General features: G+C 70.5%; 17 protein-coding genes. 12 read left to right on the top strand and 5 right to left on the bottom strand.

Annotation, left to right across the window (positions count from 1 at the left end; translation table 11 throughout):
- Positions 1 to 513: 513 nt before the first annotated feature.
- Complete coding sequence (locus D457_RS0117245; protein ID WP_017581926.1) at positions 514 to 1,425, bottom strand: hypothetical protein; 912 nt, start codon at positions 1,423 to 1,425, stop codon at positions 514 to 516.
- 191 nt (positions 1,426 to 1,616) lie between these two features.
- Between D457_RS0117245 and D457_RS0117240 the strand changes: the two genes are divergently transcribed.
- The 8 genes from D457_RS0117240 to thiC all read left to right on the top strand — a co-directional run bounded on the left by D457_RS0117240 (position 1,617) and on the right by thiC (position 15,889).
- On the top strand, positions 1,617 to 3,614 hold the full coding sequence (locus tag D457_RS0117240) for an SGNH/GDSL hydrolase family protein (protein ID WP_017581925.1): 1,998 nt from the start codon (positions 1,617 to 1,619) through the stop codon (positions 3,612 to 3,614).
- The gene (locus D457_RS0117235) at positions 3,614 to 5,509 is read left to right on the top strand and encodes a hypothetical protein (RefSeq protein ID WP_017581924.1); all 1,896 of its coding nucleotides are present in this window, start codon (positions 3,614 to 3,616) and stop codon (positions 5,507 to 5,509) included. The genes D457_RS0117240 and D457_RS0117235 overlap by 1 nt, the downstream gene beginning before the upstream one ends.
- On the top strand, positions 5,506 to 5,646 hold the full coding sequence (locus D457_RS36480) for a hypothetical protein (protein ID WP_017542507.1): 141 nt from the start codon (positions 5,506 to 5,508) through the stop codon (positions 5,644 to 5,646). Before D457_RS0117235 ends, D457_RS36480 begins: the two co-directional genes overlap by 4 nt.
- Positions 5,647 to 5,878: 232 nt before the next feature.
- Complete coding sequence (locus tag D457_RS37070) at positions 5,879 to 7,378, top strand: glycosyltransferase family 4 protein (RefSeq protein WP_017581923.1); 1,500 nt, start codon at positions 5,879 to 5,881, stop codon at positions 7,376 to 7,378.
- Complete coding sequence (locus tag D457_RS0117220; protein ID WP_039831372.1) at positions 7,375 to 11,865, top strand: alpha-(1->3)-arabinofuranosyltransferase domain-containing protein; 4,491 nt, start codon at positions 7,375 to 7,377, stop codon at positions 11,863 to 11,865. The genes D457_RS37070 and D457_RS0117220 overlap by 4 nt, the downstream gene beginning before the upstream one ends.
- Positions 11,862 to 12,932, top strand: coding sequence for a DUF3068 domain-containing protein (locus tag D457_RS0117215; RefSeq protein WP_017581921.1), 1,071 nt, complete (start codon positions 11,862 to 11,864; stop codon positions 12,930 to 12,932). Before D457_RS0117220 ends, D457_RS0117215 begins: the two co-directional genes overlap by 4 nt.
- A gap of 201 nt (positions 12,933 to 13,133) precedes the next feature.
- Positions 13,134 to 13,988 (top strand): SOS response-associated peptidase, encoded by an 855-nt coding sequence (locus D457_RS0117210; RefSeq protein ID WP_017581920.1) that lies wholly within the window; start codon positions 13,134 to 13,136, stop codon positions 13,986 to 13,988.
- Positions 13,989 to 14,221: 233 nt separating this feature from the next.
- Entirely contained in the window at positions 14,222 to 15,889 is a 1,668-nt protein-coding gene (gene thiC / locus D457_RS0117205; RefSeq protein ID WP_017581919.1) for a phosphomethylpyrimidine synthase ThiC, read from the top strand.
- Positions 15,890 to 15,984: 95 nt separating this feature from the next.
- Here thiC and D457_RS0117200 read toward each other — a convergent pair whose 3' ends face one another.
- The 3 genes from D457_RS0117200 to D457_RS0117190 all read right to left on the bottom strand — a co-directional run bounded on the left by D457_RS0117200 (position 15,985) and on the right by D457_RS0117190 (position 17,868).
- Positions 15,985 to 16,530 carry a GNAT family N-acetyltransferase gene (locus D457_RS0117200; RefSeq protein ID WP_017581918.1) on the bottom strand — a complete coding sequence of 182 codons (546 nt, stop codon included), beginning with the start codon at positions 16,528 to 16,530 and terminating at the stop codon, positions 15,985 to 15,987.
- Positions 16,531 to 16,539: 9 nt separating this feature from the next.
- Entirely contained in the window at positions 16,540 to 16,956 is a 417-nt protein-coding gene (locus tag D457_RS0117195; RefSeq protein WP_017581917.1) for a DUF4345 domain-containing protein, read from the bottom strand.
- Between the two features lie 90 nt (positions 16,957 to 17,046).
- Complete coding sequence (locus D457_RS0117190; RefSeq protein ID WP_026116737.1) at positions 17,047 to 17,868, bottom strand: class I SAM-dependent methyltransferase; 822 nt, start codon at positions 17,866 to 17,868, stop codon at positions 17,047 to 17,049.
- A 363-nt stretch (positions 17,869 to 18,231) separates the two neighbouring features.
- Here D457_RS0117190 and D457_RS0117185 point away from each other — a divergent pair, with 363 nt between their 5' ends.
- The 4 genes from D457_RS0117185 (at position 18,232) to D457_RS0117170 (ending at position 22,819) form a co-directional block, all read left to right on the top strand.
- Positions 18,232 to 18,900 (top strand): sigma-70 family RNA polymerase sigma factor, encoded by a 669-nt coding sequence (locus tag D457_RS0117185; RefSeq protein WP_017581915.1) that lies wholly within the window; start codon positions 18,232 to 18,234, stop codon positions 18,898 to 18,900.
- Positions 18,900 to 19,214 (top strand): mycothiol system anti-sigma-R factor, encoded by a 315-nt coding sequence (rsrA, locus tag D457_RS0117180; RefSeq protein WP_017581914.1) that lies wholly within the window; start codon positions 18,900 to 18,902, stop codon positions 19,212 to 19,214. Before D457_RS0117185 ends, rsrA begins: the two co-directional genes overlap by 1 nt.
- Positions 19,215 to 20,117: 903 nt before the next feature.
- On the top strand, positions 20,118 to 21,485 hold the full coding sequence (locus tag D457_RS0117175; RefSeq protein WP_017581913.1) for an HD-GYP domain-containing protein: 1,368 nt from the start codon (positions 20,118 to 20,120) through the stop codon (positions 21,483 to 21,485).
- Positions 21,485 to 22,819 carry an HD-GYP domain-containing protein gene (locus D457_RS0117170; RefSeq protein ID WP_017581912.1) on the top strand — a complete coding sequence of 445 codons (1,335 nt, stop codon included), beginning with the start codon at positions 21,485 to 21,487 and terminating at the stop codon, positions 22,817 to 22,819. The genes D457_RS0117175 and D457_RS0117170 overlap by 1 nt, the downstream gene beginning before the upstream one ends.
- 174 nt (positions 22,820 to 22,993) lie before the next feature.
- Here the strand turns inward: D457_RS0117170 and D457_RS0117165 are convergent, their stop codons facing one another.
- A complete protein-coding gene (locus tag D457_RS0117165; protein WP_013154702.1) occupies positions 22,994 to 23,734 on the bottom strand; it encodes a GntR family transcriptional regulator in 741 nt (246 codons plus the stop codon).
- Positions 23,735 to 23,792: the final 58 nt, after the last annotated feature.

The raw sequence follows: 23,792 nt of genomic DNA, 5'->3' as shown, positions 1-23,792 counted from the left end.
CCACAGCGCTGAACCCAGCCCTCACCGCCGGGTGCCCGATGGCACGCGTGACCGGCCGCGACACGCGACCCGATCCCCGCAGGGCTGGGGAGACTGCTGCCCTCGCTGCCACTTTCCGTCGCCTACCTTGACCGGCCGCGACACGTTCAGGCGGTGGGCACCGGCGTGTGGAGGGCACCGGCCGAAGGCCGCGCAGTTGGTAGTTGGGCCCCTTTGGGGCCCGTTGGCCACCCCGGACCACACCTCCCCCGTTTCCCGATAGCCGCCCACCGCCGTCGTAGCGAAGCGGGTCAAGGTGGAGCGCCCCGATCCGGCGAAGCCGCGACGGCGACGACCTTGACGCGCGCAGCGGAGACGGCAACCATCAAGCGGCGGGAAACGGGGGAACCGCAACCCGAACCGCAGGCCCCAAGCCCCAGACCCCACACAGGCCGCACACAGACCCCACCCCGGAATCAACCAACAGCATCCCGAATCCGGGCGCGGGCCTCTGCTGATTCCTGGCGGTCGGGCCTATTCGGCCTTGGCGGGGACGCGTTCCTCGCGCAGCCGGCTGGTGTCGGCCTCGGCCTGGGCCACGTTGCCGCGCACCAGGACCACCACGACCAGGGTCAGCGCGAAGCCGCCCACCCGCAGCGCCAGCAGGAGCGGGTCCTCGGGCAGCTGTTCGCCGAAGAGCAAAGTGCCGACCACCACCACGAACACGTTGCCGACCACGTTGGACACCGGTGCGGTGATGGAGGCCCGGGAGCGTTGCATCGAGGTCTGGAAGAGCACGATGCCCACCGCCCAGCCCAGCGCGTACAGGTAGGGGTAGGGAGAGAGCAGGGCGGGCACGATCGCGGCGAGGAAGCCGTTGTCGGCGAGCAGACCGCCCAACCCCTTGCCCTGGAGCCCCGCGCTGCCCTGGGCGAGCCCGGCGGCGGCGCCCATCGCGGCGGCGGAGACGTACTTGCCCCGGCCGCCCACGAAACCCATCGCGGCCACGCAGGCCACGACCGTCACCACGCTGACGGTCACCAGCAGCGGGGTGTTCGCGGTGGTCCCGGTCTCGGCGCCGTCCACGGTGGAAAGGCTGAGCAGACCCAGGGCCACCGGCATGACGCCCAGCGCCACGTACTCGCCCCTGGTGATCCGCTCACCCATCACCAACGTGATGAACAGCAGCGTGCTTGCCACGCCGGCGGCGAAGGCCGGTTGGGCGACCGACACCGGGGCCAGGCCGAGGGAGACGATCAGGCCCACACTGCCCAGGGCGGCGAAGACGCAGCCGAACACCCAGCGCGGGTTACCCAGCAGTACTCTGGCCAGGTGAAGAGGACGGTGGATCGAGATCGACTCGGAGCCGTGCAGCGCACGCTGTTCTACGGTCAGGCCGATCGTGTAGACCACTGCGGAGAGCAGCGCGACCAGGAGTCCGATCACGGGAGGGGGCCTTTCGGCTCGGTACCGCTGAACCCGACTGGGCCAGAAGGTTGACGGCCTCCATATAACCAGTTCTAGTCTGGTCTGGCGAGCGCCTACCCCCTGGTCGGCCGACTAAGAGTAATGGCGGTTCGTTGTCGAACAGGAACCTGTAACTACCCGCGAGGCGCGGCGGCGAGAGATGGGGCACGGTGCAGGACCCGGGCGAGGACGCCACCCCCGAGGACAGGGCCGTCCCCGAAAGGGTGGAAGAACGACCCCCGAAGGATCCGAGGGCCGCGAAGGCCCCGGAGGGGCGTGCGGACGAAGGCACCGCCAAGGCAGCGAAGCCGGAGCGGAGCCAGGACCAGGAACCTGACCAGGACACGGAGCCTGACCAGGAGCCGGACCAGGATCAGGATTCCGAACAGGCCTCCTGGCGGAGCCGGTGGTCCGAGCGCGCCCCCTACTGGCTCACCGCGGCCCCCTGGCGCCGCCTGGCCTGGCGTGTCCCCGGCCTGCGACGGCCCGGTTCCCGCTTCGAGCCCGGCCCTCTGGGCCTGCTCGGCGTGATGCTCGCGGCCATGGCCGTCACCCTGCTGCTCCTGCAGGCTGGCTCCGGCGGGATCGGCGGTGACCAGGGCGAGTTCGCCGACGAACCGGTCTCCGTCCCCGGCCCGCCCGACGGCGAGCTGCGCATCATGATGGTGGGTGACTCCGCCACCCAGGGCAGCAGCGGCGACCACACCTGGCGCTACCACCTGTGGTCGCACCTGTCCGAGCAGGACGTGGAGTTCGCATTCGTCGGCCCCCGCGACGACCTGCACTCCCTCGCCGACGAGGAGGGCTCCGGCGACCACAGCTACGCCGTGCCCGACTTCGACACCGCCCACGCCGCCCGCTGGGGCGCCACCGCCCAGGACCTGTCCGCCGACATCGCCCAGATCGCCGCCGAGCACGAACCCCAGTACCTGCTCCTCCTCGCCGGGACCGAGGACATCCTCTCCGGTGGCAGCGCCGACCACGCCCTCGACGGCATCGCCGAGACCGTCTCCACGGTGCGGGTGGTGCTGGGTGACGCCCGCTTCGTGGTCGGCGAGCTCCCCGACGTGGAGGGCAGTGCCGACGACACCCGGGTCAACGGCGAGATCGAGCGCTTCAACATGGGCCTGGTCGACCTCGCCGAGCAGCTCACCTCCGGTACCTCGCCCGTGGTCGTCGCCCAGGTCGCCAAGGAGTACGCTCCGGTCCACGACAACTGGGACGCGACCAACCCCAATGTGCGCGGCGAACTCAAGATCGCCGCCGCCTTCGCCGACGCCCTGGCCGCGCCGCTGGGGGTGGGGGAGGAGTACCCGAGACCGCTGCCCTCGCTGTCCGCGGGGCCGCTGACCGCGCCCGAACCCGAGTACGAGGAGACCGACGACGGGCTCCTGCTCAGCTGGAAGAACGTGCCGGGAGCCACCGACTACCGGGTGGTGCAGCGCAGGGTGGCCCCCGACCCGGACGACGCCGCGGTGATCCCGGCCGACATCGAGAGCGACGAGGACGAACACTTCCTGGTGATCGGGTCGCTCTTCAGCGGGGCCCGCTACGAGTTCGTCGTGCACCCCTACAAGGGCAGGGACGAGGGCACCGAGTCCGAACCGCTCCAGCTGGTGTGGGACGACGAGCCGCCGCCCGCGCCCGACTGGGTCCGCACGCACGGCAGCGGCTCCGTGGTGACCTGGCAGGACGTTCCCGAGGCCGGGCATTACGAGGTGTGGGTCCGGGTGCTGGAGTGCGTGCCCGACGACAGCCGCCCTCCTGCCGATGGCCGCCGCGCGCCCGCCGACAACCGCGGGCTGACCGGGGGCGACAACACCGGGAACTCGACCACCGACGACCAGGACACCCCCGGCGGCGGTGGCGGCCAGGGCGGCGAAGAGCCCGGGCCCACCCCCTCCTCGCCGCCGACGACACCGCGCCCCGAACCCGATCCAACCCCCGAACCCTCGGTTCCCGCCGTTCCGCCGCCGTCGCCGGGCACCACCTGCGAGCCCCGGGACGACCGCGGCCCCCGGGACGGCGAGGGCTGGCGCACGCTCGGTTCAGCAGGAGAGGACCCGCGCTGGGCGGCGACGGTCTCGGGACCGTACGAGATCGTGATCCGCTCCTACCGGGACTACGTGGAGGGTGGATACTCCGACAGCGTCCTCCTGGAGGGCTGATGACCGCCCGCGACCACGCCCGGCCTTCGTCCCCCGGGGCGCCCGCGACGCCCGCCACGGCCTCCCGGCCGGCGGCCGCACTGCTGCCCTGGCTGGTGGGCGCGGTCGCGGGGGTGCTCGCGCTGGGCCCGGCGCTGGGGCCGGGCTACGTGCTCCGCTACGACATGCTCTTCGTCCCCGAACTCTCGCTGCCCGCGGTGCTGGCGGGCGCGGACGGCTTTCCCCGGGCGATCCCGAGCGACGCCGTGGTGGCGGCCCTGACCCTCCTGCTGCCTGGTGACGTGGTGCAGACCCTCGCCCTGCTGGCGGTGTTCACACTGGGCGGGGCGGGCGCTTTCCGGTTGCTGGTCCGCCTGGCCGGGCCCCTGCTGGCCGCCCGGCTGCCGGACGCCCCGCAGGGGGCCGTGCTGGCCGCGGGCGCGGCTGCCGGGGTCGCCTACGTGTGGAACCCGTTTGTGGCCGAGCGTCTGCTGCTCGGACAGTGGGCGGTCCTGCTGGGGTACGCCGGGCTGCCGTGGGTGCTGCGGGCGGTGGTCCGGCTGGCGTCGGCGCGGCCGGGCACCGGGCTGGCCGGGCTGGTGTGCTCACTGGTTCCGGCGGCGGTCGGCGGGTTCTCCTCGGTGGTCCTCAGCGCGCTCACCGCTGGTCCGCAGGCGCTGGTCGGACCGCGCCGCTGTCGGGACGCCGCTCTGTTCGTGTTCGCGTTGGTCCTGATCTCCCTGCCGTGGTTGCTGCCGTCGCTGACCAGCGGAGCGGCCACCGATCCGGCCGGTGTGGAGGCCTTCGCGGCCCGGTCGGACACGCCCTTCGGGGTGCTGGGGTCGTTGCTATTGCTGGGCGGGGTGTGGAACTCGGGTGCGGTGCCGCCGGGGTATGGGGAGCTGGTCACGGCGCTGGCGCGGTTGCTGCTCTGCGCGGTCTCCCTCACCGGCTGGGCCTGGTGGCTGTGGCGGTCGCGTCCGGCTGTGGGGATCGGGCTTTCGGTGTCGGCCGCGGTGGGCTTCGGGATCGCTCTGCTGGGGGTGTTCGCCCCGGGGCGGGAGTTCCTGGCCGCGCTGATCGGCCTGTGGCCGGGGTTCGGGCCGCTGCGCGACGGTCAGCTGTACCTGGCGCCGCTCGCCCTGGTGCAGGCGCTCGGCCTGGGCGCCGTGGTGCTCTGGCTGCTGCGGGTCCTGGCCCTGTGGCGGGTGGTGGCCGTGGTGTTCCTGGTGCTGGCACCCGTGGTGGTGCTGCCGGGGCTGCTGTGGGGCGCGGGCGGGCGGTTGGCCCCGGTGGAGTACCCCGGGGAGTGGCTGGCGGCCCGGGAGGCGGTGGCGGCGGACGACCGACCGGGGGCGGTCCTCGTCCTGCCGTGGAGCGCCTACCGCGGGCTGAAGTGGTCGGGGGAGCCGGTGGTGGTGCTGGACCCGGCAGCCAAGCTGTTCGACCGCCGCACGCTGTGGAACGACGACCTGAGCGTGGGCACCGCGGACGGCGGGCGGGTCGTGGTGACCGGTGAGGACGCCCGGGCGCGGGAAGCCGCCCGCCTTCTCGAACCCGACCCTGAGAGCGGTCTGCCCGGACCGGAGTTGCTCGCGGACCCCGATGCCCTGGCAGAACTTCTGGGTGGCCTCGGGGTGCGTTACGTGGCCGTGTCAGCGCCGGTCGATAACCGGTTCTGGTCTGGTGCGGAGGAGCTTTCGGTGGTGGTCGAGGGGGTCGATCTGACCCTCCTTGAGGTGTCAGATCAGCACATCAATGCTGATAAAGACGACATTTCGGGGTTGGAAGTTACCGGGGGGTTAGTTACAGTTGGGGCAATCATCTGGTCTATAGCTAGATCAGGTTCTAGTCTCGGGTTCCAGCGTCCCCAACCACAAACGGTGCGGGGCGCGCGGAAGGAGATCCCCAAGTGATCAAGGTAATCGCCGCCTGTGTGATCGGCGCGGCTCTGGCGGGTGGTGCCACTGTGGTGGCCACCAACCTCGCCACCGAGTCCACCGCGACCGCGGAACCGGTGAACGAAACCCTCTACAACTACGGCGACCGCTAGGTGGCCGTTTTCGGTTGAGGTAGGCGGGCGCCCCGCCACCAGTGGGGCGCCCGCCCCACCCACTTTTCGCGGTCGCACCCCTCGCGGCCGCCCACCCCAGTGACGTCCGGTCGACGGGCCTGTTCGGCGTGCGCTCAGTGCTACCCCACGGCACTCACGCAGCGTGTCCACTCGCAATCCCTGAGTGGCATCGCTCAGGTCCCGCGCCCGGTACCGCGCGGAAGGAGAGCGTGTGGTCTTCCAGAAGGTCCCGACCCGGGTGGAGCCCGGTCTCCCCATGATCACCCCCGCTCCGGCCGTGATTCCCGCCCCCGCACCGGCGGAGCCCGCCGAATCCACCGCACCCGAACCGGTCACGGTCCGGGCCGCACCGGTCGACCCAGCCGACCCCGGCCCCCGCCTCGACGGCGTCCGGATCGTGATGGTCAACTGGCGCGACCCCTGGCAGTCCACCGCCGGCGGAGCCGAGGAATACGCCTGGCGGATCAGCCGCCACCTGGCCGAACGCGGCGCCATCGTCACCTTCCTGACCAGCCGCGAACCCCACCAGGCCCGGGTCGAGACCAAGGACGGCATCGTCATCCGCCGGATGGGCGGAAAGTTCACCGTCTACCCGCGCGTGATGGCCTGGCTCGCCCTGTGGCGGCGCGAGTACCACCTCGCCTTCGACTGCATGAACGGCATCCCGTTCTTCTCCCGGCTGGTCCTGCGCCGCCGCACCAGGGTCGTCAGCGTGGTCCATCACGTCCACGACCTCCAGTTCAACGCCTACTTCCCGGCGCCGATGGCCTGGTTCGGCCGCTTCCTGGAGTCGGCGGTGGCCTCCCGGGTCTACCGGAAGTGCACCACTGTCACCGTCTCGGAGTCCTCCCGCGCTGCCATGCGCGACAAGCTCGGCTGGCGCGCGCCGATAGAGGTCATCCACAACGGATGCCCACCCGTCACCCTCCACCACCCTCAAACGTCGCCTTCGGCGCAGGCTTCTTCCGACGTCACCCTCCACCACCCTCAAACGTCGCCTTCGGCGCAGGCTTCTTCCGACGTCACCCTCCACCACCCTCAAACGTCGCCTTCGGCGCAGTCCGTTTCAGCGGCCCCACCCGAGTTGGCAGCCGCGGCCCCGGCCCACGACGCCGCGCCCGCGCTGGTCAGCCTCGGCCGGCTCGTCGTGCAAAAGCGCGTCTCCCGGGTCGTGGACCTGGCCCGCACGCTCGAGGACGACCACCCCGGCCTGCGCGTGCACATCATCGGCCGCGGCCCCGAGGGCGAGCACCTCGCCGAACAGGTCGGCCGCGACGGTCTCGGAGACCGGGTGGACCTGCACGGCTTCCTCTCCGAGGAGGACAAGAACTCCGTCCTGGCCAGCTGCCACCTGCACGTGACCGCCTCCGAATTCGAGGGCTGGGGCCTGACCGTCATCGAGGCCGCCCGGCTCGGCGTGCCCACCGTGGCCTACGATGTGGACGGACTTCGCGATTCGGTCCGTGACGGCGAGACCGGCTGGCTCGTCCGCGAGGGCGAGACCCTCGAGGACGTCGTCTCCCGGGCCCTGAAGGAACTGTCCGACCCCCGGCGGGCGGAGGAGGTCCGGCGCGCCTGCCGCGCCTGGGCGGCCCAGTTCACCTGGGAGGCCAGCGGTGCCCGCATGACCCGACTGGTCGCCGCGGAACTGTCCCTGGGAACCCCCGTCCCCGCCTCCGACCCCGCAGCAGGCAAGAAAGCGAAGATGTGACTTCGGCGGAATCCACCGCCAGGCGCGAACCGGAGGATTCCAGAACACCGACCGCCCCCGGCGGAGTGGACGAGAAGCTGCTGGCGCGGCTCAAGGTCCTCGCGGTGTGTCTGCTCCTGGGAGCACTGGCAGCGAGCATCGACCCCGGCAGGATCGTCAGCGACACCAAGATCGACCTGACGATCAACCCCCTGGGGTTCATGGAGCGAGCCCTCCACCTGTGGGACGCCTCCTACTTCGGCCAGCTCCAGAACCAGGCCTACGGGTACTTCTTCCCGAACGGCCCCTTCCACCTGCTGTTCGAGGTGCTCGGCATGCCCGAGTGGCTCATCCAGCGCGTGTGGATGGCGGTGCTGCTCATCGCCGCCTTCGTGGGGGTGTACAAGGTCGCCGAGGCCCTGGGCCTGGGCACTGTCAACACCCGCATCCTCGCCGGTGTCGCCTACGCGCTCGCCCCGCGCGTGCTCACACTGCTCTCGTACAACTCGGCCGAGCTGCAGCCCATGCTGCTCATGCCGTGGATCCTGCTGCCGCTCATCCTGGGCACCAAGCATGGCTACCCGCCCGCGCGGATGGCCCTGCTGTCCGGGCTGGCCTTCCTCATGTGCGGCGGTACCAACGCCGCCTCCGAGCTGGCGGTCCTGGTCGTCCCCGGCCTCTACCTGCTCACCCGGGCCAACGGGCCGCGCAAGTGGCGGCTGATCCTGTGGTGGTCGGGCGCGCTCGTGCTCGCCTCGTTCTGGTACATCGTCCCGCTGCTGATCATGTCGCGGTACGTGTACTCGTTCATGCCCTACACCGAGGACGCCGCCGTCACCACGGGGATCACCTCCCTGTTTAACTCCCTGCGCGGCACCTCCAACTGGATGGGCTTCCTGCCCGACATGGGCAACACCGCGCTGCCCTCGGGCGCCGAACTCTCCCTGACCCCGTGGCTGGTCGCGGTCACCGCGCTGGTCGCCGGGCTGGGCCTGGCCGGGCTGATCAACCGGCGCACCCCCGAACGCCTCTTCCTCATCAGCACCCTCCTGGTGGGCACCGCGATCGTCGTCGCGGGCTTCACCGGCGCACTGACCGGCCCGTTGGCGCCGTTCATGCGTGAGCTGTTCGACGGCGCCCTCGCGCCCTTCCGCAACGTCCACAAGTTCGACGCCCTCATCCGCCTGCCGATCGTGCTCGGCCTGGCGCACCTGCCGGTCGTGGTCGCCCGCGACTGGTCCGACCGCAGGGGCAGTGGCCCGGAGACGCTGGCCAGGGTCAGAAGGACCGTGGCCGGGGCCAGCGCCGCCGTCTTCCTCATCACGCTCACCCCGATCGCCACCGTCGGCATCGCCCCGCGCGGCGGTTTCGAGGAGATACCGGACTACTGGTACGAGGCCGTGGACTGGCTGGAGGACCGCGGCGACGAGCGCGGCATGACCATGGCGCTGCCCGGCTCGGCCCGCGGCGAGTACGAGTGGGGCCGACCGCTCGACGAACCCATGCAGCCCCTGCTCTCCGGGGCCTGGACCAACCACCAGATCATCCCCTGGGGCTCCTCCGGCATCTCCCGGATCACCCATGAGATCGACCAGCGGGTCTCCTCCGGGCGCGGCTCCGAAGGGCTCGCGGACACCCTCGCGCGCCTGGGCGTCACCCACCTGATCGTGCGCAACGACCTCCAGCGCGTGGGCAACAACGGCGCCTGGCCCGCCCGCGTCCACCAGTCGCTGGGCAACTCCCCGGGCATCACCGAGGCCGCCGAGTTCGGCCCGGTGATCGGCTCCCTGGACCACTCGTCCGCCTCCCAGTGGTTCGACCAGCCCTACCCGTCCCTGACCGTCTACGAGGTCGAGGACGCCGCGCCCGCGGTGGGCACCGTGCCCTCCAGGGACGCGCTGCGGGTCACCGGCGGCCCCGAGTCCGTCCTGCACCTGGCCGAACAGGGCCTGGTCAACGACGACCGCCCGATCCTGCTCGGCGACGACCCCGGAGCGTCGGAGATCGCGGCGGAGAACACGATCGTCACCGACACCGCCCGCCGCCGCGAGGTCGTCTACTCCGACGTGCGCCGCAACGTCTCGGCCACCATGACCGAGGACCAGGAACTCGAACGCGACGTCCCCGCGCCCGACATCATGGACCCCGCGTGGGAGGAGTACGTCGCCCACGCCGAGGACCTGGGCATCGCCGGGATCACCGCGTCCACCTCCGAGGCCGGGGTGGAGGCCCGGGCCAGCGACCGCGACCCGGGGCACGCCCCCTACGCGGCCCTGGACACCGACCTCGGCACCGCCTGGCGGTCCAGCGCCTTCGCGGGCGCCCTCGGCCAGTGGATCGAGGTCGAGTTCACCGAACCCCGGGACCTGAGCGGGCTGAGCGTGGCCTTCGAGCAGTTGCCCGGTGAGCCGCCGCCCTCGAGGGTGACCCTCATCACCGACAACGGCCAGTCCGAGGCGGCCGTGGCCGCCACCGACGACCCCCAGGAGCTCGCGGCCCCGCCCGGGCAGACCTCCACGCTGCGGGTGCGGATCGACGAGCTGGCCTGGGAACCGGAGTACCGCTTCGGCACCCGGGTGGGTATTGCGTGGATTTCCCTGCCCGGGCTGGAGGCCGCGCGGACCCTGCACGTGCCCGGCCCGGCCGAGACCGGCACCCTGCTCTTCACCGGGTCGACCGGCACCGCACCCGGCTGCATGGAGGGTTCGCACGTGTGGGTGTGCAACCCCCGGCTGGAGGTGAGCGGCGAGGACGCGAGCAAGCTCGACCGCACCTTCGAACTCTCGCCGGGTGCGGCCGCCGAAACCCATCAGATCTCCGGGGAGGTCGTCCTCACCGACCCCCGCGAGGCGGAGAACGCCGCCAACCGGGCCAGCGGGTTCCCGCACGTGACCGGTTCCTCCACCGCCGTCCAGCACCCCGCTGCGATGGGCCGGGGCGCGCTCGACGACGAGGAGGGCACGGTCTGGTACCCGGACCCCGAGGAGAAGAGCCCCTGGCTCGACATCGAGCTGGGCGCGGCGACCGCCGTGGACCACCTGAAGGTCGACTTCCCCCGGGCCGACAGCGTGATGCGGCCGATCAAGGTGACGGTCGAGGGCGGCGGAACGGTCCGTGAGGGCTGGCTGGACGGCAGCGGCCGGGTCGACTTCGCGGAGCTGACCGCCGCGTCCCTGCGGGTGACCTTCGAGCGCCCGGAGGGCCAGGCCCTGGAGATCGGCACCGTCGAACTCCCCGGGGTGCCCCCGGTGAACCCGCTGCCCGAGGGCGACGCCTCCACCACCTGCGGCCTGGGCCCCACCCTGCGAGTCAACGGCCAGCGGGTGGAGACCCGGATCAGCGACGGCACCCTGGCCGACCAGCTCACCGGCAACCCGCTGCGCTACGAGACCTGCACCGACCTGGACCTGAACGAGGGCGAGAACCGGGTCGTCGTCGACCCGGGCAACCGCTACCAGGTGCGGTCGGCGCTGGTGGAGTCGGCCGATCAGAGCGTCACCGATGCCCCCGCCGTTCAGATGGCCGAGGTCGACACCCTGCATGCCTGGGGCCCGAGCGAGCGCAGCTTCGACGTGGACGTCGACGAGGACAGCCTCCTGGTGGTGAACGAGAACTTCAACGAGGGCTGGGAGGCCCGGCTGGACGGCGGCGACGGGCCGCTGGAACCGGTGCGGCTCGAAGGCTGGAAGCAGGCCTGGGTCCTGCCCGAGGGCAGCGCCGGGACGGTCACGCTCACCTACACGCCCGACGCCGTCTACCACCGCGTGCTGGCCGCGGGCGGTGCGCTCGCCGCACTGCTCGTGGTGCTCGCACTGTGGCCGCGCCGCTGGCTGCCGGGCGGAAGGCGCCTGACGGCCGAACCCCCGCACCGCTCGCGCGCCCTGCCCGAGGCGGGCCCCGGCTGGCTGCCGCGCTGGGCGGTACTGCCGCTGGGCCTGGCCTACGGGGTGTGGATCGCGGGCTGGGCCGGTGCGGCCGTGGTCGGCGTGCTCCTGGTATCCCTGTGGTGGCTGGCCCGCAGGGTCCCCCAACGGTTGCGCCACGCCAAACCCGGAAGACCGTCCATGGGCGGCCGGACGCTGCCGCACCTGGCCGGTCCGTGGGTGGTCACCCTGTCGCTGGCCCTGGCCGGACTGGCCATGGCCTCGGGCACGTACCTGGTGGTGAACATGCCCTTCCACGACATCACGGAGACGCTCGGAACCGCCCTGCGCGGCTGGGTGCCGCAGGCGCTGTGCCTGCCCGCGATGGCGCGCCTGGTCCTGGCCCTGGGCCAGCACGGGGCCGAAGTCGAACCGCCCGTGTCCGAACCCGCCGCCGTGCCGGCCCGGGCCGCCGCCGGGCCCCCGGCCGGGTCGGAGCCGACGCCGGAGCCCGAAACCGGTGCCGAGTCCGAGCGTGTGCCCGGACCGGAGTTCGATCCGGGGTCCGTTCCGGAGTTCGATCCCGGTCACGAGCGCGACACCGAGCCCGACCCTGAGCACGACGTCGAGGAGGCCCGCAGGTGAGTACGTTCTCGCAGGTGGGCGCGGCACCCAAAACCCGGCTCCAGCCCCTGGGCCCGGAGCCGGGGCGCGGTCTGCCCAAGGGCACCTTCCTGGTGGCGACGGGCGCGTTCCTGCTGACCCTGGCCCTGCTGCTGCCGCTCTACGTCCACGACCGGGTCGCCCCGCTCCCGGCGGCGGCCTCCTTCGACCTGCGGATGACCGACCAGGAGGCCGCCTACCTGGACACCGCCACCTGGACGCGGGTGGAGACCGCCGAGCTCGAACAGGTCACCCGGGTTGAGGCCTCCGCGCACGGCAGTGACTGGTCGGCCTGGGAGATGACGGTGAACACCTCCGCGTCGGACCAGGTCATCGACCACTGGAGCCGTCGCGTCATCGTCGACCGGGAGACCGGTCGGGCGGTCAACTGCTGCGGTGAGCACGTCAACGGCGACCGCGCGGTCCGCCAGGCCGGGCTGGTGCTGTACTGGCCGCCGGGCGTGCCCGAGGGCGGTCACTCTTTCTACGACGCCGAGGTGCGCTCGGCCCCCTCGGTCGAGTTCGACGAGAACGACGAGGTCGCCGGGGTTCCGGTGCGCCGCTACACCCAGACCGTGGACCGGACCCAGGTCCCCGAGTCCGCGCGGGACGTGCCCGCCGCCCTGTTCGATCCGGGCGCCGAGGGCACGGTCCGGGCAAACCGCTGGCTGACGGCGGAGCGGACCTTCTGGGTCGAGCCGGTCACCGGCATGGTGGTGAACATGGCGGAGAGCCGCTCCGAGACCCTGCGCCCGCAGAACGGTTCCGGGGAGGTGGCCCTGCTCGACGCCGAGCTCACCCTGGCCGACGGGCAGGTCTCCGGCTACGCGGAACAAGCCCGGACGCGGTCGCTGCTGCTCCGGGGGCTGGACCGGTGGGCACCCTGGACCCTGGGCCCGGTCGGGATGCTCGCGATCCTGGCCGGACTGGTCACCGCCTGGCGGGCCCGCACGGCACAGGACGAGGAGACCCCGGCGGAGACGGAGGCGGAAGCGGAGAAGGTGCCGGAGAAGGCCCCGGTGCCGGAGCCCGAGGCACGCAGGCCGTAGCGCGCGAAAGCCCGGTGACGGGCGGCGGGTCCGCTGGCATGATCGTTCCGAGTCCACTCGTTCGGAGCCGACATGCCCAGCTAGTCCACCGCCGTTGCGCGGACCCGGGCCGCCCGCCGGATCCGCGCGGCCGTGCTGCTCGGGGCGCTCGTTGTCCACATGGCCCGCGCGGAGAGTGACTGAAGCAGTACCATCGAACCCATGTGCGGACGTTATGCCCAGTCCAGGAACGTGCACCAGCTTCAGCTGGCCTTCGACCTCCCCGAGGAGGCGCTGGGCCAGGAGGGCGACCCGCGGGCCTGGCCGCCGTTGAAGGAGCTCGACCCGGACTACAACATCTCGCCGGGCCGACCCGTCTACGCGGTCCTCGGGCCGCCACCGCAGGGCGAGGACACCGGCCCGCCGGGGCCGCGCTCCCTGCACACCATGCGCTGGGGGCTCGTGCCCTCCTGGGCCAAGGACCGCAACATCGGCTACCGGATGATCAATGCCCGCAGCGAGACCGTCGCGGACAAGCCCGCCTTCCGCACCGCCTACCGGCGCCGCCGCTGCCTGCTCCCGGCCGACGCCTACTACGAGTGGCAGTTGCTCAACAAGGACGGCACCGCCGAGGCCAGCACCTCGCCCGCCACCGACCCCCACCACAAGAAGCGCAAGGCCAAGGCCCTCAAGAAGCCGTTCTCCATCCACTACCAGGAGAGCGAACCGCTCGCCCTGGCCGGGATCTTCGAGCGCTGGCGCGACCCCGAGGTCGACGACGAGAACGACCCCGCGGCCTGGGTGTGGTCCTGCGCGGTGATCACCACCGAGGCCGCGCCCCAGCTCGCGCACATCCACGAACGCATGCCCGTGGTGGTGCCCGCCGACGGCTGGGCCGCCTGGCTCGACCCGGCCTCCGGCCCGGACGACCTGTCCCACCTGTTGGACGAGACCCCGGTGGCCCGGTTCGAGGTCGACGAGGTCTCCACCGACGTCAACAGCATCAAGAACAACCGCCCTGACCTGCTGGAACCCGTCGAGGACGCGGGCCCTTCCCATCCGGAGACACTTTTCTGACCTTGAGGCGGGTGGACAGGCCGGGGGACGGCCTGTGTATGGTGTGCGAGGCCACAGGGGAGTGCTTCCCCTGAGCCCGGGGCACCGTGATCGAGGTGTTCCGAGCACGTTTGACGTGCGCACATATGAATACGCAACGCGGGAGCTCGCGCCATGGCGGGCTGAGAGGGCGACTCAAGGGTGTCGCCGACCGCAGAACCTGTTCGGGTAATTCCGACGTAGGGAGGCATGCCATGACGGCTATCGACAGTCGTGACGTTTCCACCACCGATGAGCACCAGGTGACCACCGGTCCCATCATGGGATCGCACAAGGTCTACCAGGAGATCGACACCCCCGAAGGTCTCACGCTCCGCGTCCCGCAGCGCCGGGTGGAACTCAGCAACGGCAGCCATTTCGATCTGTACGACACCTCCGGTCCGTACACCGACGAATCCGCACACATCGACGTCCACCAGGGACTCCCGCGCACCCGTGAGGCGTGGGCCCTGGACCCCGTGAACGGCTCGGTCAGCCAGCTGGCCTACGCCAAGGCCGGGATCATCACCCCCGAGATGCGCTTCGTGGCTGCCCGGGAGGGCATGGACCCCGAGTTCGTCCGCGAGGAGGTGGCGATCGGTCGCGCGGTCATCCCGGTCAACCGCAACCACCCCGAGTCCGAGCCGACCATCATCGGCAAGAAGTTCCTGGTCAAGATCAACGCCAACATCGGCAACTCCGCGGTCACCTCGTCGGTGCCCGAGGAGGTCGAGAAGATGGTGTGGGCCACCCGCTGGGGCGGCGACACCGTGATGGACCTGTCCACCGGCAAGCGCATCCACGAGACCCGCGAGCGCATCATCCGCAACTCGCCGGTGCCCATCGGCACCGTCCCGATCTACCAGGCGCTGGAGAAGGTCGACGGCGACCCCACCAAGCTCAGCTGGGAGATCTACCGCGAGACCATCATCGAGCAGGCCGAGCAGGGCGTGGACTACATGACCGTCCACGCGGGCGTCCTGCTCAGGTACGTGCCGCTGGCCGCCCGCCGCGTCACCGGCATCGTCTCGCGCGGCGGCTCCATCATGGCCGCCTGGTGCCTGGCCCACCACAAGGAGAGCTTCCTCTACACCCACTACGAGGAACTCTGCGAGATCTTCCGCCAGTACGACATCACCTTCTCCCTCGGTGACGGTCTGAGGCCCGGCTCCATCGCCGACGCCAACGACGCGGCCCAGTTCGCCGAGCTGCGCACCCTGGGCGAGCTCACCCACATCGCCCGTGCGCACGACGTGCAGGTGATGATCGAGGGCCCTGGGCACGTGCCGATGGACAAGATCAAGGAGAACGTGCGCCTGGAGGAGGAGCTGTGCGGCGAGGCGCCGTTCTACACGCTCGGCCCCCTGGCCACGGACGTCGCCCCCGGCTACGACCACATCACCTCAGCCATCGGCGCCGCCCAGATCGGCTGGTACGGCACCGCGATGCTCTGCTACGTCACCCCCAAGGAGCACCTGGGCCTGCCCAACCGGGACGACGTCAAGACCGGTGTCATCACCTACAAGCTCGCCGCCCACGCCGCCGACATCGCCAAGGGCCACCCCCGGGCGCAGGAGTGGGACGACGAGCTGTCCAAGGCGCGCTTCGAGTTCCGCTGGCAGGACCAGTTCCACCTGTCGTTGGACCCCGAGACCGCCCAGTCCTTCCACGACGAGACCCTGCCCGCCGAACCCGCCAAGACCGCGCACTTCTGCTCCATGTGCGGGCCCAAGTTCTGCTCGATGAAGATCTCCCAGGACGTGCGCAAGTACGCGGCGGAGAATGGCCTGGACACCGTCGAGGCGATCGAGAAGGGCATGGCGGACAAGTCCGCGGAGTTCGCCGACGGCGGTAACCGCGTCTACCTGCCCCTGGCCGACTGAGTCTGTGGGCTCCCGGTACCGGGGTACCGGGAGCCCACAGTTCGCTTTCCTGGAGTCCGGTTTCCTGGAGTCCGGGGCTCCGGGAAACCGTGTTTCTAGGAGTGGGGGAGCGCCGGCTTCCACTCCTCGGCGAGGAGTCCGTACAGCGCCTCGTCCAGGAACTCGCCCAGTACCCAGGCCGAGGAGCGCATGACGCCCTCGCGGACGAAGCCGTTGTTCTCGGCCATCGCCAGCACGGCGGTGTTGTCGGCGAGCGTCTCGATCTGGAGCCGGTGCAGGCCGCGGACGACGAAACCGTAGTGGCACAGCACCGCGACCGTGTCCGTGCCGTAGCCCTTGCCGCGGGCGGACGAGAGAATGCCTACGCCGAGGTGCGCGGACCGGCTGTGGGTGTCGATTCCCCACAGACTCGCGGTGCCCACCAGCGCCTCGGTGCCCAGGTCGACCACGGAGAAGGCGGCCATGGACACCGCACCGTCGTCCACGGTGACCGCGGAGTACTTCGAACCGGGCATGGTCGGCTGCCACGGCGACCCCTGAGCCCGCGAGTGGGTCACCGGGTCGTCGTAGAGGTCGGCCTGGAGGACCGGGATGTCGTCCTCGTGCCGGGCACGGAGCCCGACCTTACTTCCTCTGAGCATTCAAGCTTTCTATCCGGCCGCGCTGTCGCCCGCAACCCGGTTTCTCTCACGGTTCAGCGCCCGGTGCCAGAGGAACAGGACGGGCGGGATCACCAGTTCCACGGCGAGCAGGACCAGGAGGAAGGGGTGCGGCACGCCCTCCAACAGGGCGGCCAGGGCCCGGGCCAGCCCACCGACGAAGACAGCGGCGATGATCCACATCAGGACCGGGGCCCGCTCCAGGGGGCGGGGGACCACCCACAGCAGGGCCGGGCCGAGAGTGAGCCACACCCCGGCGAAGAAGCGGTAGTTGCTGTCCGCGTTCAGGCCGATGGCGGTGTCGCCGGGCAGGGCGGTCGGGCCGAGGACGACGTTCAGGGCGCCCGTGCCGACCAGGACCAAGGCGGACAGGATGACGAGCACCTGGAAGGACCGTAGGGAACGCACAGGGGGGGACTCCGTCCGGTAGGGATGCCTCTGCCGACCCTAAGGCTGCCCTCCGGAGCGGAGCGGGCGGGGCCGGCGCGGCCCGAACGGCTAGTGCGGCTTGTACACGCTGGACACCAGGTGGACGCCGACGTAGTCGTCGGAGTCGGCTGCGTGCAACTCCATCTCCACCAGCCGCGCCATCGAACGGGGGTCGCGGGCCAGCATCATCTCCACGGTCGAGGCGGACAGCACCGTGCGCGGTTTGATCCACTCCAGTTCGAGTCCGGCCTCGGTGACCATCTCGGTGAGCTGTTCAGCGGTGAAGCAGCGGGTGATGGAGCCGTCCGGCCAGGGGACCAGGAGGACGTCCGCGCTGGGCGCGTGGCTCAGCTCGGGCCAGTAGTCCTGTTCGGCCAGCAGTGCCATGCCCAGTACCACCGAGTCCACGCAGACCAGCGCCCGGCCGCCCGGACGCAGCACCCGGGCCACCTCCGCCATCGAGGACTCGGTGGCCAGATGCCGGGAGAGGACCCGGTTGTCGGCGATCACGCCGTCGAAGGACTCGGAGGTGAAAGTGCGCAGGAGGGCGGAGTCACCGACCACGTGCCGCAGCCGACCCCGGGGAGCGGGAGGCGGCACCACGGCGCGGCCGTTCACCAGGGTGAGCGGGCGGCGCATGGCCATGTCCACCGACGGCAGCAGGGTGACGACGTCGTGCCCGGCGGCCACGGCGCGCGGGGTGCCCTGGAAGTCCGGACTGGACAGATCGAGTAGTCGGGAGGGGCTCCTGGGGAGCCAACGGCTGATCTGTGCCTCGGCGACTGCCCAGTAGAACCGCCAGTAGTCCGAGAGCCGGTCTGTGGTGGCGAACTGCGTGGCGGGCGATCGGGGGCGGTCGGAGGCCGGAGTCGGGGACGGTCGCACGTGCACTCCTCTCCCATCCTTCAAAGAGTTCTACCCGCACTCTGCCATGCCTCACCTCCGATGACAGGGGCAAACGACAAACTTCGACCGGACCGGGACCTTCGTCCCCCTCCGCCGCGCACGGAATCAGGTCGCGGAGGGTGTTGTTGTCACCATCACCGTCCGAGGAGCGCGGAGCTCGGAGGGTGTTCGCGACGCTGGGAACACGGAAGGGGCTGGGTTCGGAACATGCCGACCGCTGGTGCGTGCCTTGAGCGCGGGGAAACGGTGTCGGCGCCACGCGGCGTCGATGCGCAGGTCCGGGGTGTGGGACCGTATCGTTGGGATATGGACGCCCCACCAGGGACCAGCGCGAGGAGGCCGAAGGGCTTGGACCAGAGCCAGGAGACAGCTGAGGAACGGGATGAGCGGTTCGAGAGGGACGTGCTTCCCTTCCTTGACCAGCTCTACTCGGCGGCGCTGCGCATGACCCGCAACCCCTCTGACGCCGAGGACCTGGTCCAGGAGACCTTCGCCAAGGCGTTCGGTTCCTTCCACCAGTTCAAGGCGGGGACCAACCTCAAGGCGTGGCTGTACCGCATCCTCACGAACACCTTCATCAACTCCTACCGCAAGAAGCAGCGGGAGCCGAAGCAGGCCGGGACCGAGGACGTCGAGGACTGGCAGCTGGCACAGGCTGCCTCGCACACCGCGGCGGGCCTGAAGTCCGCCGAGGCGGAGGCGCTCGAACACCTCCCCGACAGCGACGTCAAGCGCGCCTTGCAGGAGCTGCCGGAGGACTTCCGGATCGCGGTGTACCTCGCCGACGTTGAGGGGTTCGCGTACAAGGAGGTCGCCGAGATCATGGGCACCCCGATCGGAACGGTCATGTCCCGATTGCACAGAGGGCGGCGCCAGCTGCGTTCCCACCTAGAGGAGTACGCGGTGGACCGCGGTTTCCTGCCCGCCACGCGGGCGGCGGAGGCCTCAGCGGTCGCTTCGGGATCGTCGGCCGGTGGTCGGGGACAGGTGAGTGGTTCGGAGCGAGGAGACCGGTGATGAGCGGCGGCCACGACAAGCCTGAGACGGACGACACCCCGTGCAGCGAGGTGCTCGACAAGCTCTACACCTACCTCGACGGTGAGCTCGAGGAAGGTAACTACACCGAGGTCAAGGCGCACCTGGAGGGGTGCAGCCCGTGTCTGGACGAGTACGGCCTGGAGGAGGCCGTGAAGAAGCTCGTCGCCAAGCACTGCGGCTGCGACCCCGTTCCCCTGGACCTGCGGGACAAGGTCCTGGGGCGGCTGGCGGAGGCACGCAACGAGCAGTTGGCCCGTGAGGCCAGGGCCGAGTCTCCCCAAGCGCCGGCCTGAGAGCGGTTCGGTCACCCGCCTGGAACGGTTCTGCCGCCGGTCGGGGGTGGTTTCGGACAGGCTCTGCGGGGCTGGGGGTCGGGCTGAGGGCCCGACGGTAGCGGGCAGCGGCCCGACAATACGAAGCGGCGAAGGTTGGAACTCCAACCTTCGCCACTTTTGTGTGTCTGGTGATGAATATTATAATCTGTCGGATTATTGTCCTTTTGTGTGGTTTTGTAGAAAGTGCGAGAAGCCTCCCATGGGGTCCGGGGGTTTTGGTCACTGAGGTGTCGGGTGGGTGGTTCTCGGGGGGATCGACACGCCCGATGCCGGGAATCTGTTTTTGACCGTGACCGACTCGGAATGAATTTCCTCGAACTCTCTCGCGGCTGTTTCGTTTGCTCACGATGAGTAGTCGTGCCTGCTGGCCTCCGATGGGAGGGCTTCCTGGATTGCCCGATCTGCCGGTGGTTGCTGGAGGGGCCACTCGGGCCTATTGTTACTCTGTGTAGTTGTTTGTCATTACTAATGGAATTAGTAATTCCGCTCTTCGGAACTTACTGCCCAGGTTGGCGCCTGTGGTGCCGCCGGTTCGGGTTGGGGGTAATCGGGTGGGTGTTGTGGCCCGTTAAACTGGAGGCCTTATCCAACGAATGAGGTAATTTGCGCGGCGTGCTCGGGGGATGAGCGGGCTGTCGCGGCCGGGGAGAGGGGAACGACGATGTTCGTCACTATGTTCGGTGTCATGATGACTGCTGTTTTGGTGGCTTCCACTTTTACCGGATGGTCTTGGTGGTAGAACAGAACCGGTGAAACCATGACAGTCCGGTCGTCGTCGGCGGGGGGTGAACGGGGTTGCGGGCTCTTTCTGGGGGCGCGCGTGTCTACGTCGGAATCATCGTTGTCAGTGCTGTCGCCATCGTGCTCATCGGTCCTTACACAGGTATCGATGTGGGGACCCTGGTACTCATCGCGGTTCTCTTCGTCGTCGCGGAGTCGATAAGCACACACGTGGTCGTCGACGTCAAGGAAGCCGGTATCTCACCGAGCTCCGCTGTGGCGCTGGCCGCGGTCGTGCTGGTCGGGCCGGCCGGTGCTGCGGTGGTGGGCCTAGCCTCCTGCCTGGCGATTCGCCGGCAGGGCCTGGTGAAACGGGCCTTCAACGGTGCGCAGTTCGCCCTGGCGGCCTACGCGGCCGGACACGTTTACCTACTACTCGGCGGCACCGTCGGTGTTCCGGGACAGTCGGACTTTCCCGGCATCGTCCTGCCGTACGTCGCCGCCGTCCTGACACACACACTGCTCAACTCGGCGCTCATCGGCATCCTCATGTGGTGCCTGGGCGTCACCCGGCCCGCCGGTGCGGGACGTCTGCGCTGGCGGCCGCTGGCCGCCCTGGAGATCGCCTCTGTTGGCTACCAGATGCTCGGCCTAGCGATCGCGGCGATCTGGGGCGCGGTGGGGATCATCGCCCCGCTCCTCGTACTGCTGCCGCTGTTCATCGCCAGGTGGGTCTTCGGCCAGCAGACCGCCGAGGCACGGGCGCACGAGGCCACCCTGGCCACCCTGTGCCAGGCGGTGGAGACCAAGGACTACTACACACGGGGCCACTGCATGCGGGTGGCCGAGGGCTCGGCGATGATCGCCGCCGAGCTGGGCATGCCCGCCGAGCGCGTACAGAAGATTCGGTACGCGGGCATGCTGCACGACATCGGCAAACTCGGCGTGCCCACCAAGGTGATCCAGAAGACCGGAAAGCTCACCGACGACGAGTACGCCGCGATCAAGCTTCACCCCACGCGCGGGTACGAGATCGTCCGCGAGATCAGCTTCCTGGACGAGGCGCTCGCGGGCATCCGGCACCACCACGAGCGGCTGGACGGCCGCGGTTACCCGATGGGGCTGGTCGGGATGGAGATCCCCGAGTCCGCTCGCATCATCAGCGTGGCCGATGTCTTCGACTGCCTGACCTCCACGCGGTCCTACCGCAAGGCGTGGTCGGTCGAGGATGCCATCGCCGAGCTCCGGCGCTGTGCGGGGAGCCAGTTCGATCCGCGCATGGTCGAGGCCCTCGTCCGGGCCGTCTCCCGTGAGGGTTGGCAGACCCCGGACATCGCGGAGCCCCCCGGGTGCCGTTACGGTGCCACCGAGCGCCCGGACCCCGACGAACCGGGCGCGCCGGTACCCGACCCCCCGGCCGAGGTGAACTCCCCGGACGAGGAGAAGAAGACGACACCGGTAGCGGAGTCCACGTCGGCCGGAGCGGTGACGGGTGGTCAGGACCGGTGATGACGCAGAAGCAGTCGGACGGGGCGGGCCCCTCCGGTCCCCAACCCGGTGGACCGGAGGGCGGGGCGCTGGGCCATCAGCGTTCGGGAGGGCCGTTCTGGCGCACAGCGCGCCCCTTCCGGGCCCTGCTGGTGGGCGGGGTGGGCGCCGCCTCCCTGGCGGCCCTGGTGCTGACGGCCGCGGCCGGATTCGACCAGCCCTACGTGGCCTTGGTCTTCTGCCTGGTCATCGCCGGGGGAGAGCTGGCCAGGATCACGCTGCCCGGCAACCGCGAGTCCGCGCCGATCGCCCTGGCCGGCGCGATCGCCTACGCGTTCCTGATCGGCCTGGGCGGTGAACTGAGCCACCACACTGCCTGGCAGGTGGTGGCGGTGGTCGCCCTGGGCGTCGCGCTGGGTGAGCTGCCGCACGTGGCGGTGGGGCGCAGCCCCCGCCTGGAGGACGTGGCGCGCCGGGTGCTCACTGCGCTCCTGCTCGCCGCGGCCTTCCGCCCGATCGTGGAGGCGCTGGCCCTGACCGGACCCTCCGTCGCGGTCGCCCTGCTCATGACCGGGACGGTCGCTCTGGCCTGGGCTCTGGACGTTGCGCTCTCGGCCGTACTCCGCGCCGAAAGGCTGTGCACCCGGCTGCGGGTGGCGCTGCGCGACGAGGCCCGGGCCCAGGTCGCCACGGGGGGCGCGATCGCCTCCAGCGGCGTGCTGATCGCCCTGGCCTGCACGGTGACCGGCCTGGTGGGCCTGCTGGTCTTCCTCGCCCCGCTGCTGGTGTCACAGGTGGCCTTCCGCAGGCACGCCGAGGTGCGCCGCACCTACCTGGAGACTGTGCGGGCGCTGTCCCGGGTCACCGAGGTGGGCGGGTACGTGGAGAACGGGCACTCACGCCGGGTCAGCCAGCTCTCTCACGGGATCGCCTGCGAACTCGGACTGGCCGAAGCCGAGCTGCTGGAGCTGGAGTACGCGGCGCTCATGCACGACATCGGCCAGTTGTCGCTGCGCGAACCCATCGCGGGCGGGGCGACCGTCCTGGCCTCGCCGAGGGAGCAACGCCGGATCGCGGAGCTGGGTTCAGCCATCATCCGTGAGACCGGGGTGCTGGACAACGTCGCCGAGATGGTCCGCCGCCAGTGCGAGCCGCTGGCCGGAGACGGCGACGAGGGGGTGCCCCCGCTGGGCAGCCGGGTCATCAAGGTGGCCAATGCCTTCGACGACCTGGTTGGTGAAAACGGCGACGCGGAGCGCCGCGCCGCCGTCGTGGAGCGCCTGCGGATGGACACCGACAGCGAGTACGACCCCCGCGTGGTCGACGCCCTGTCCCGCGTGCTCGAACGCCGGTAGCGGTCAGCCGTTCAGGGGCCGCTCGGCCAGGTCCGCGACGTCTCCTCGAACCTGGACGACGGTTCGGAGGCGGAACAGGGCGTGAGAACCCCGGTGGGGTAGGGGGTGCGCACCACCCTGCCCCGGGGTGTGGGCCCCAGCAGGGGTGCTCGGACCAGGCACGGGGTCCATGGATCAGTCGCGGGGCGGGCGCAAACGGGTGACGAACTTGTAGCGGTCGCCGCGGTAGAGCGAGCGCACCCACTCCACGGGGTGGCCGTCGCCGTCGAAGCTGTGCTGGCAGTGCAGGACCAGGGGCAGGCCCACGTCCACGCCGAGCAGGCGGGCCTCGTTCGGCGTGGCCAGCACTGTTTCGATGGAGGCCTCCGCCTCGGCCAGGGAGACGTCGTAGGCGCTCGCCAGAGCCTCGTAGAGCGACGCATAGCGGTCGAGCTGCCTCCGGAGTCCGGGGAAGCGTCGCGCGGCCAGGTGGGCCGTTTCCACGGCCATGGGCTCGCCGTTGGCCAGGCGGAGTCGCTCGATGCGCAGCACGCGGCCGCCGGAACGGATGGCGAGGAGCTCGGCGAGCTGGTCGTCGGCGTTGATGTAGCTGACGTCCAGGATGCGGGTGGCCGGGTGCAGGCCGTGCGCCCGCATCTCCTGCGTGTAGCTGGTCAGCTGGAGGACCTGCGCGACCTTCGGTTTGGCCACGAACGTGCCCTTGCCCTGGATGCGCAGCAGACGCCCCTCGACGACCATCTCGGTCAGGGCCTGGCGCACCGTGGTGCGCGAGGTGCCGAACTGCGTCGCCAGGGCGCGCTCGGGCGGGACCGGGTTCCCGGCCGGCATCGCCTCGATCAGCTCCAACAGCTGTTTCTTGACCTGGTAGTACTTCGGCACCCGGGGGTTGCCGTCCAGTGTGCGCTGACCAGTCATCAGTCTCCTCCGCCGCGTCCCGCGCTCGCTTTCGCACCGCGCCCGGAAGTGGCCGATC

Origin of the sequence: Nocardiopsis valliformis DSM 45023 (assembly GCF_000340985.1) — a bacterium.
Lineage (GTDB): Bacteria > Actinomycetota > Actinomycetes > Streptosporangiales > Streptosporangiaceae > Nocardiopsis > Nocardiopsis exhalans.
Note: the sequence above shows the minus strand (reverse complement) of the source record. Positions and strands in the feature narration are given on the sequence as shown.

What these genes read in the sequence shown, in the direction of transcription:
- D457_RS0117235 (WP_017581924.1), top strand. Translation starts at nt 3,614, where the DNA reads ATGACCGCCCGCGACCACGCCCGGCCTTCGTCCCCCGGGGCGCCCGCG.
- D457_RS0117165 (WP_013154702.1), bottom strand. Translation starts at nt 23,734, where the DNA reads ATGACTGGTCAGCGCACACTGGACGGCAACCCCCGGGTGCCGAAGTAC.
- rsrA (WP_017581914.1), top strand. Translation starts at nt 18,900, where the DNA reads ATGAGCGGCGGCCACGACAAGCCTGAGACGGACGACACCCCGTGCAGC.
- thiC (WP_017581919.1), top strand. Translation starts at nt 14,222, where the DNA reads ATGACGGCTATCGACAGTCGTGACGTTTCCACCACCGATGAGCACCAG.
- D457_RS0117170 (WP_017581912.1), top strand. Translation starts at nt 21,485, where the DNA reads ATGACGCAGAAGCAGTCGGACGGGGCGGGCCCCTCCGGTCCCCAACCC.
- D457_RS0117210 (WP_017581920.1), top strand. Translation starts at nt 13,134, where the DNA reads ATGTGCGGACGTTATGCCCAGTCCAGGAACGTGCACCAGCTTCAGCTG.
- D457_RS0117200 (WP_017581918.1), bottom strand. Translation starts at nt 16,530, where the DNA reads ATGCTCAGAGGAAGTAAGGTCGGGCTCCGTGCCCGGCACGAGGACGAC.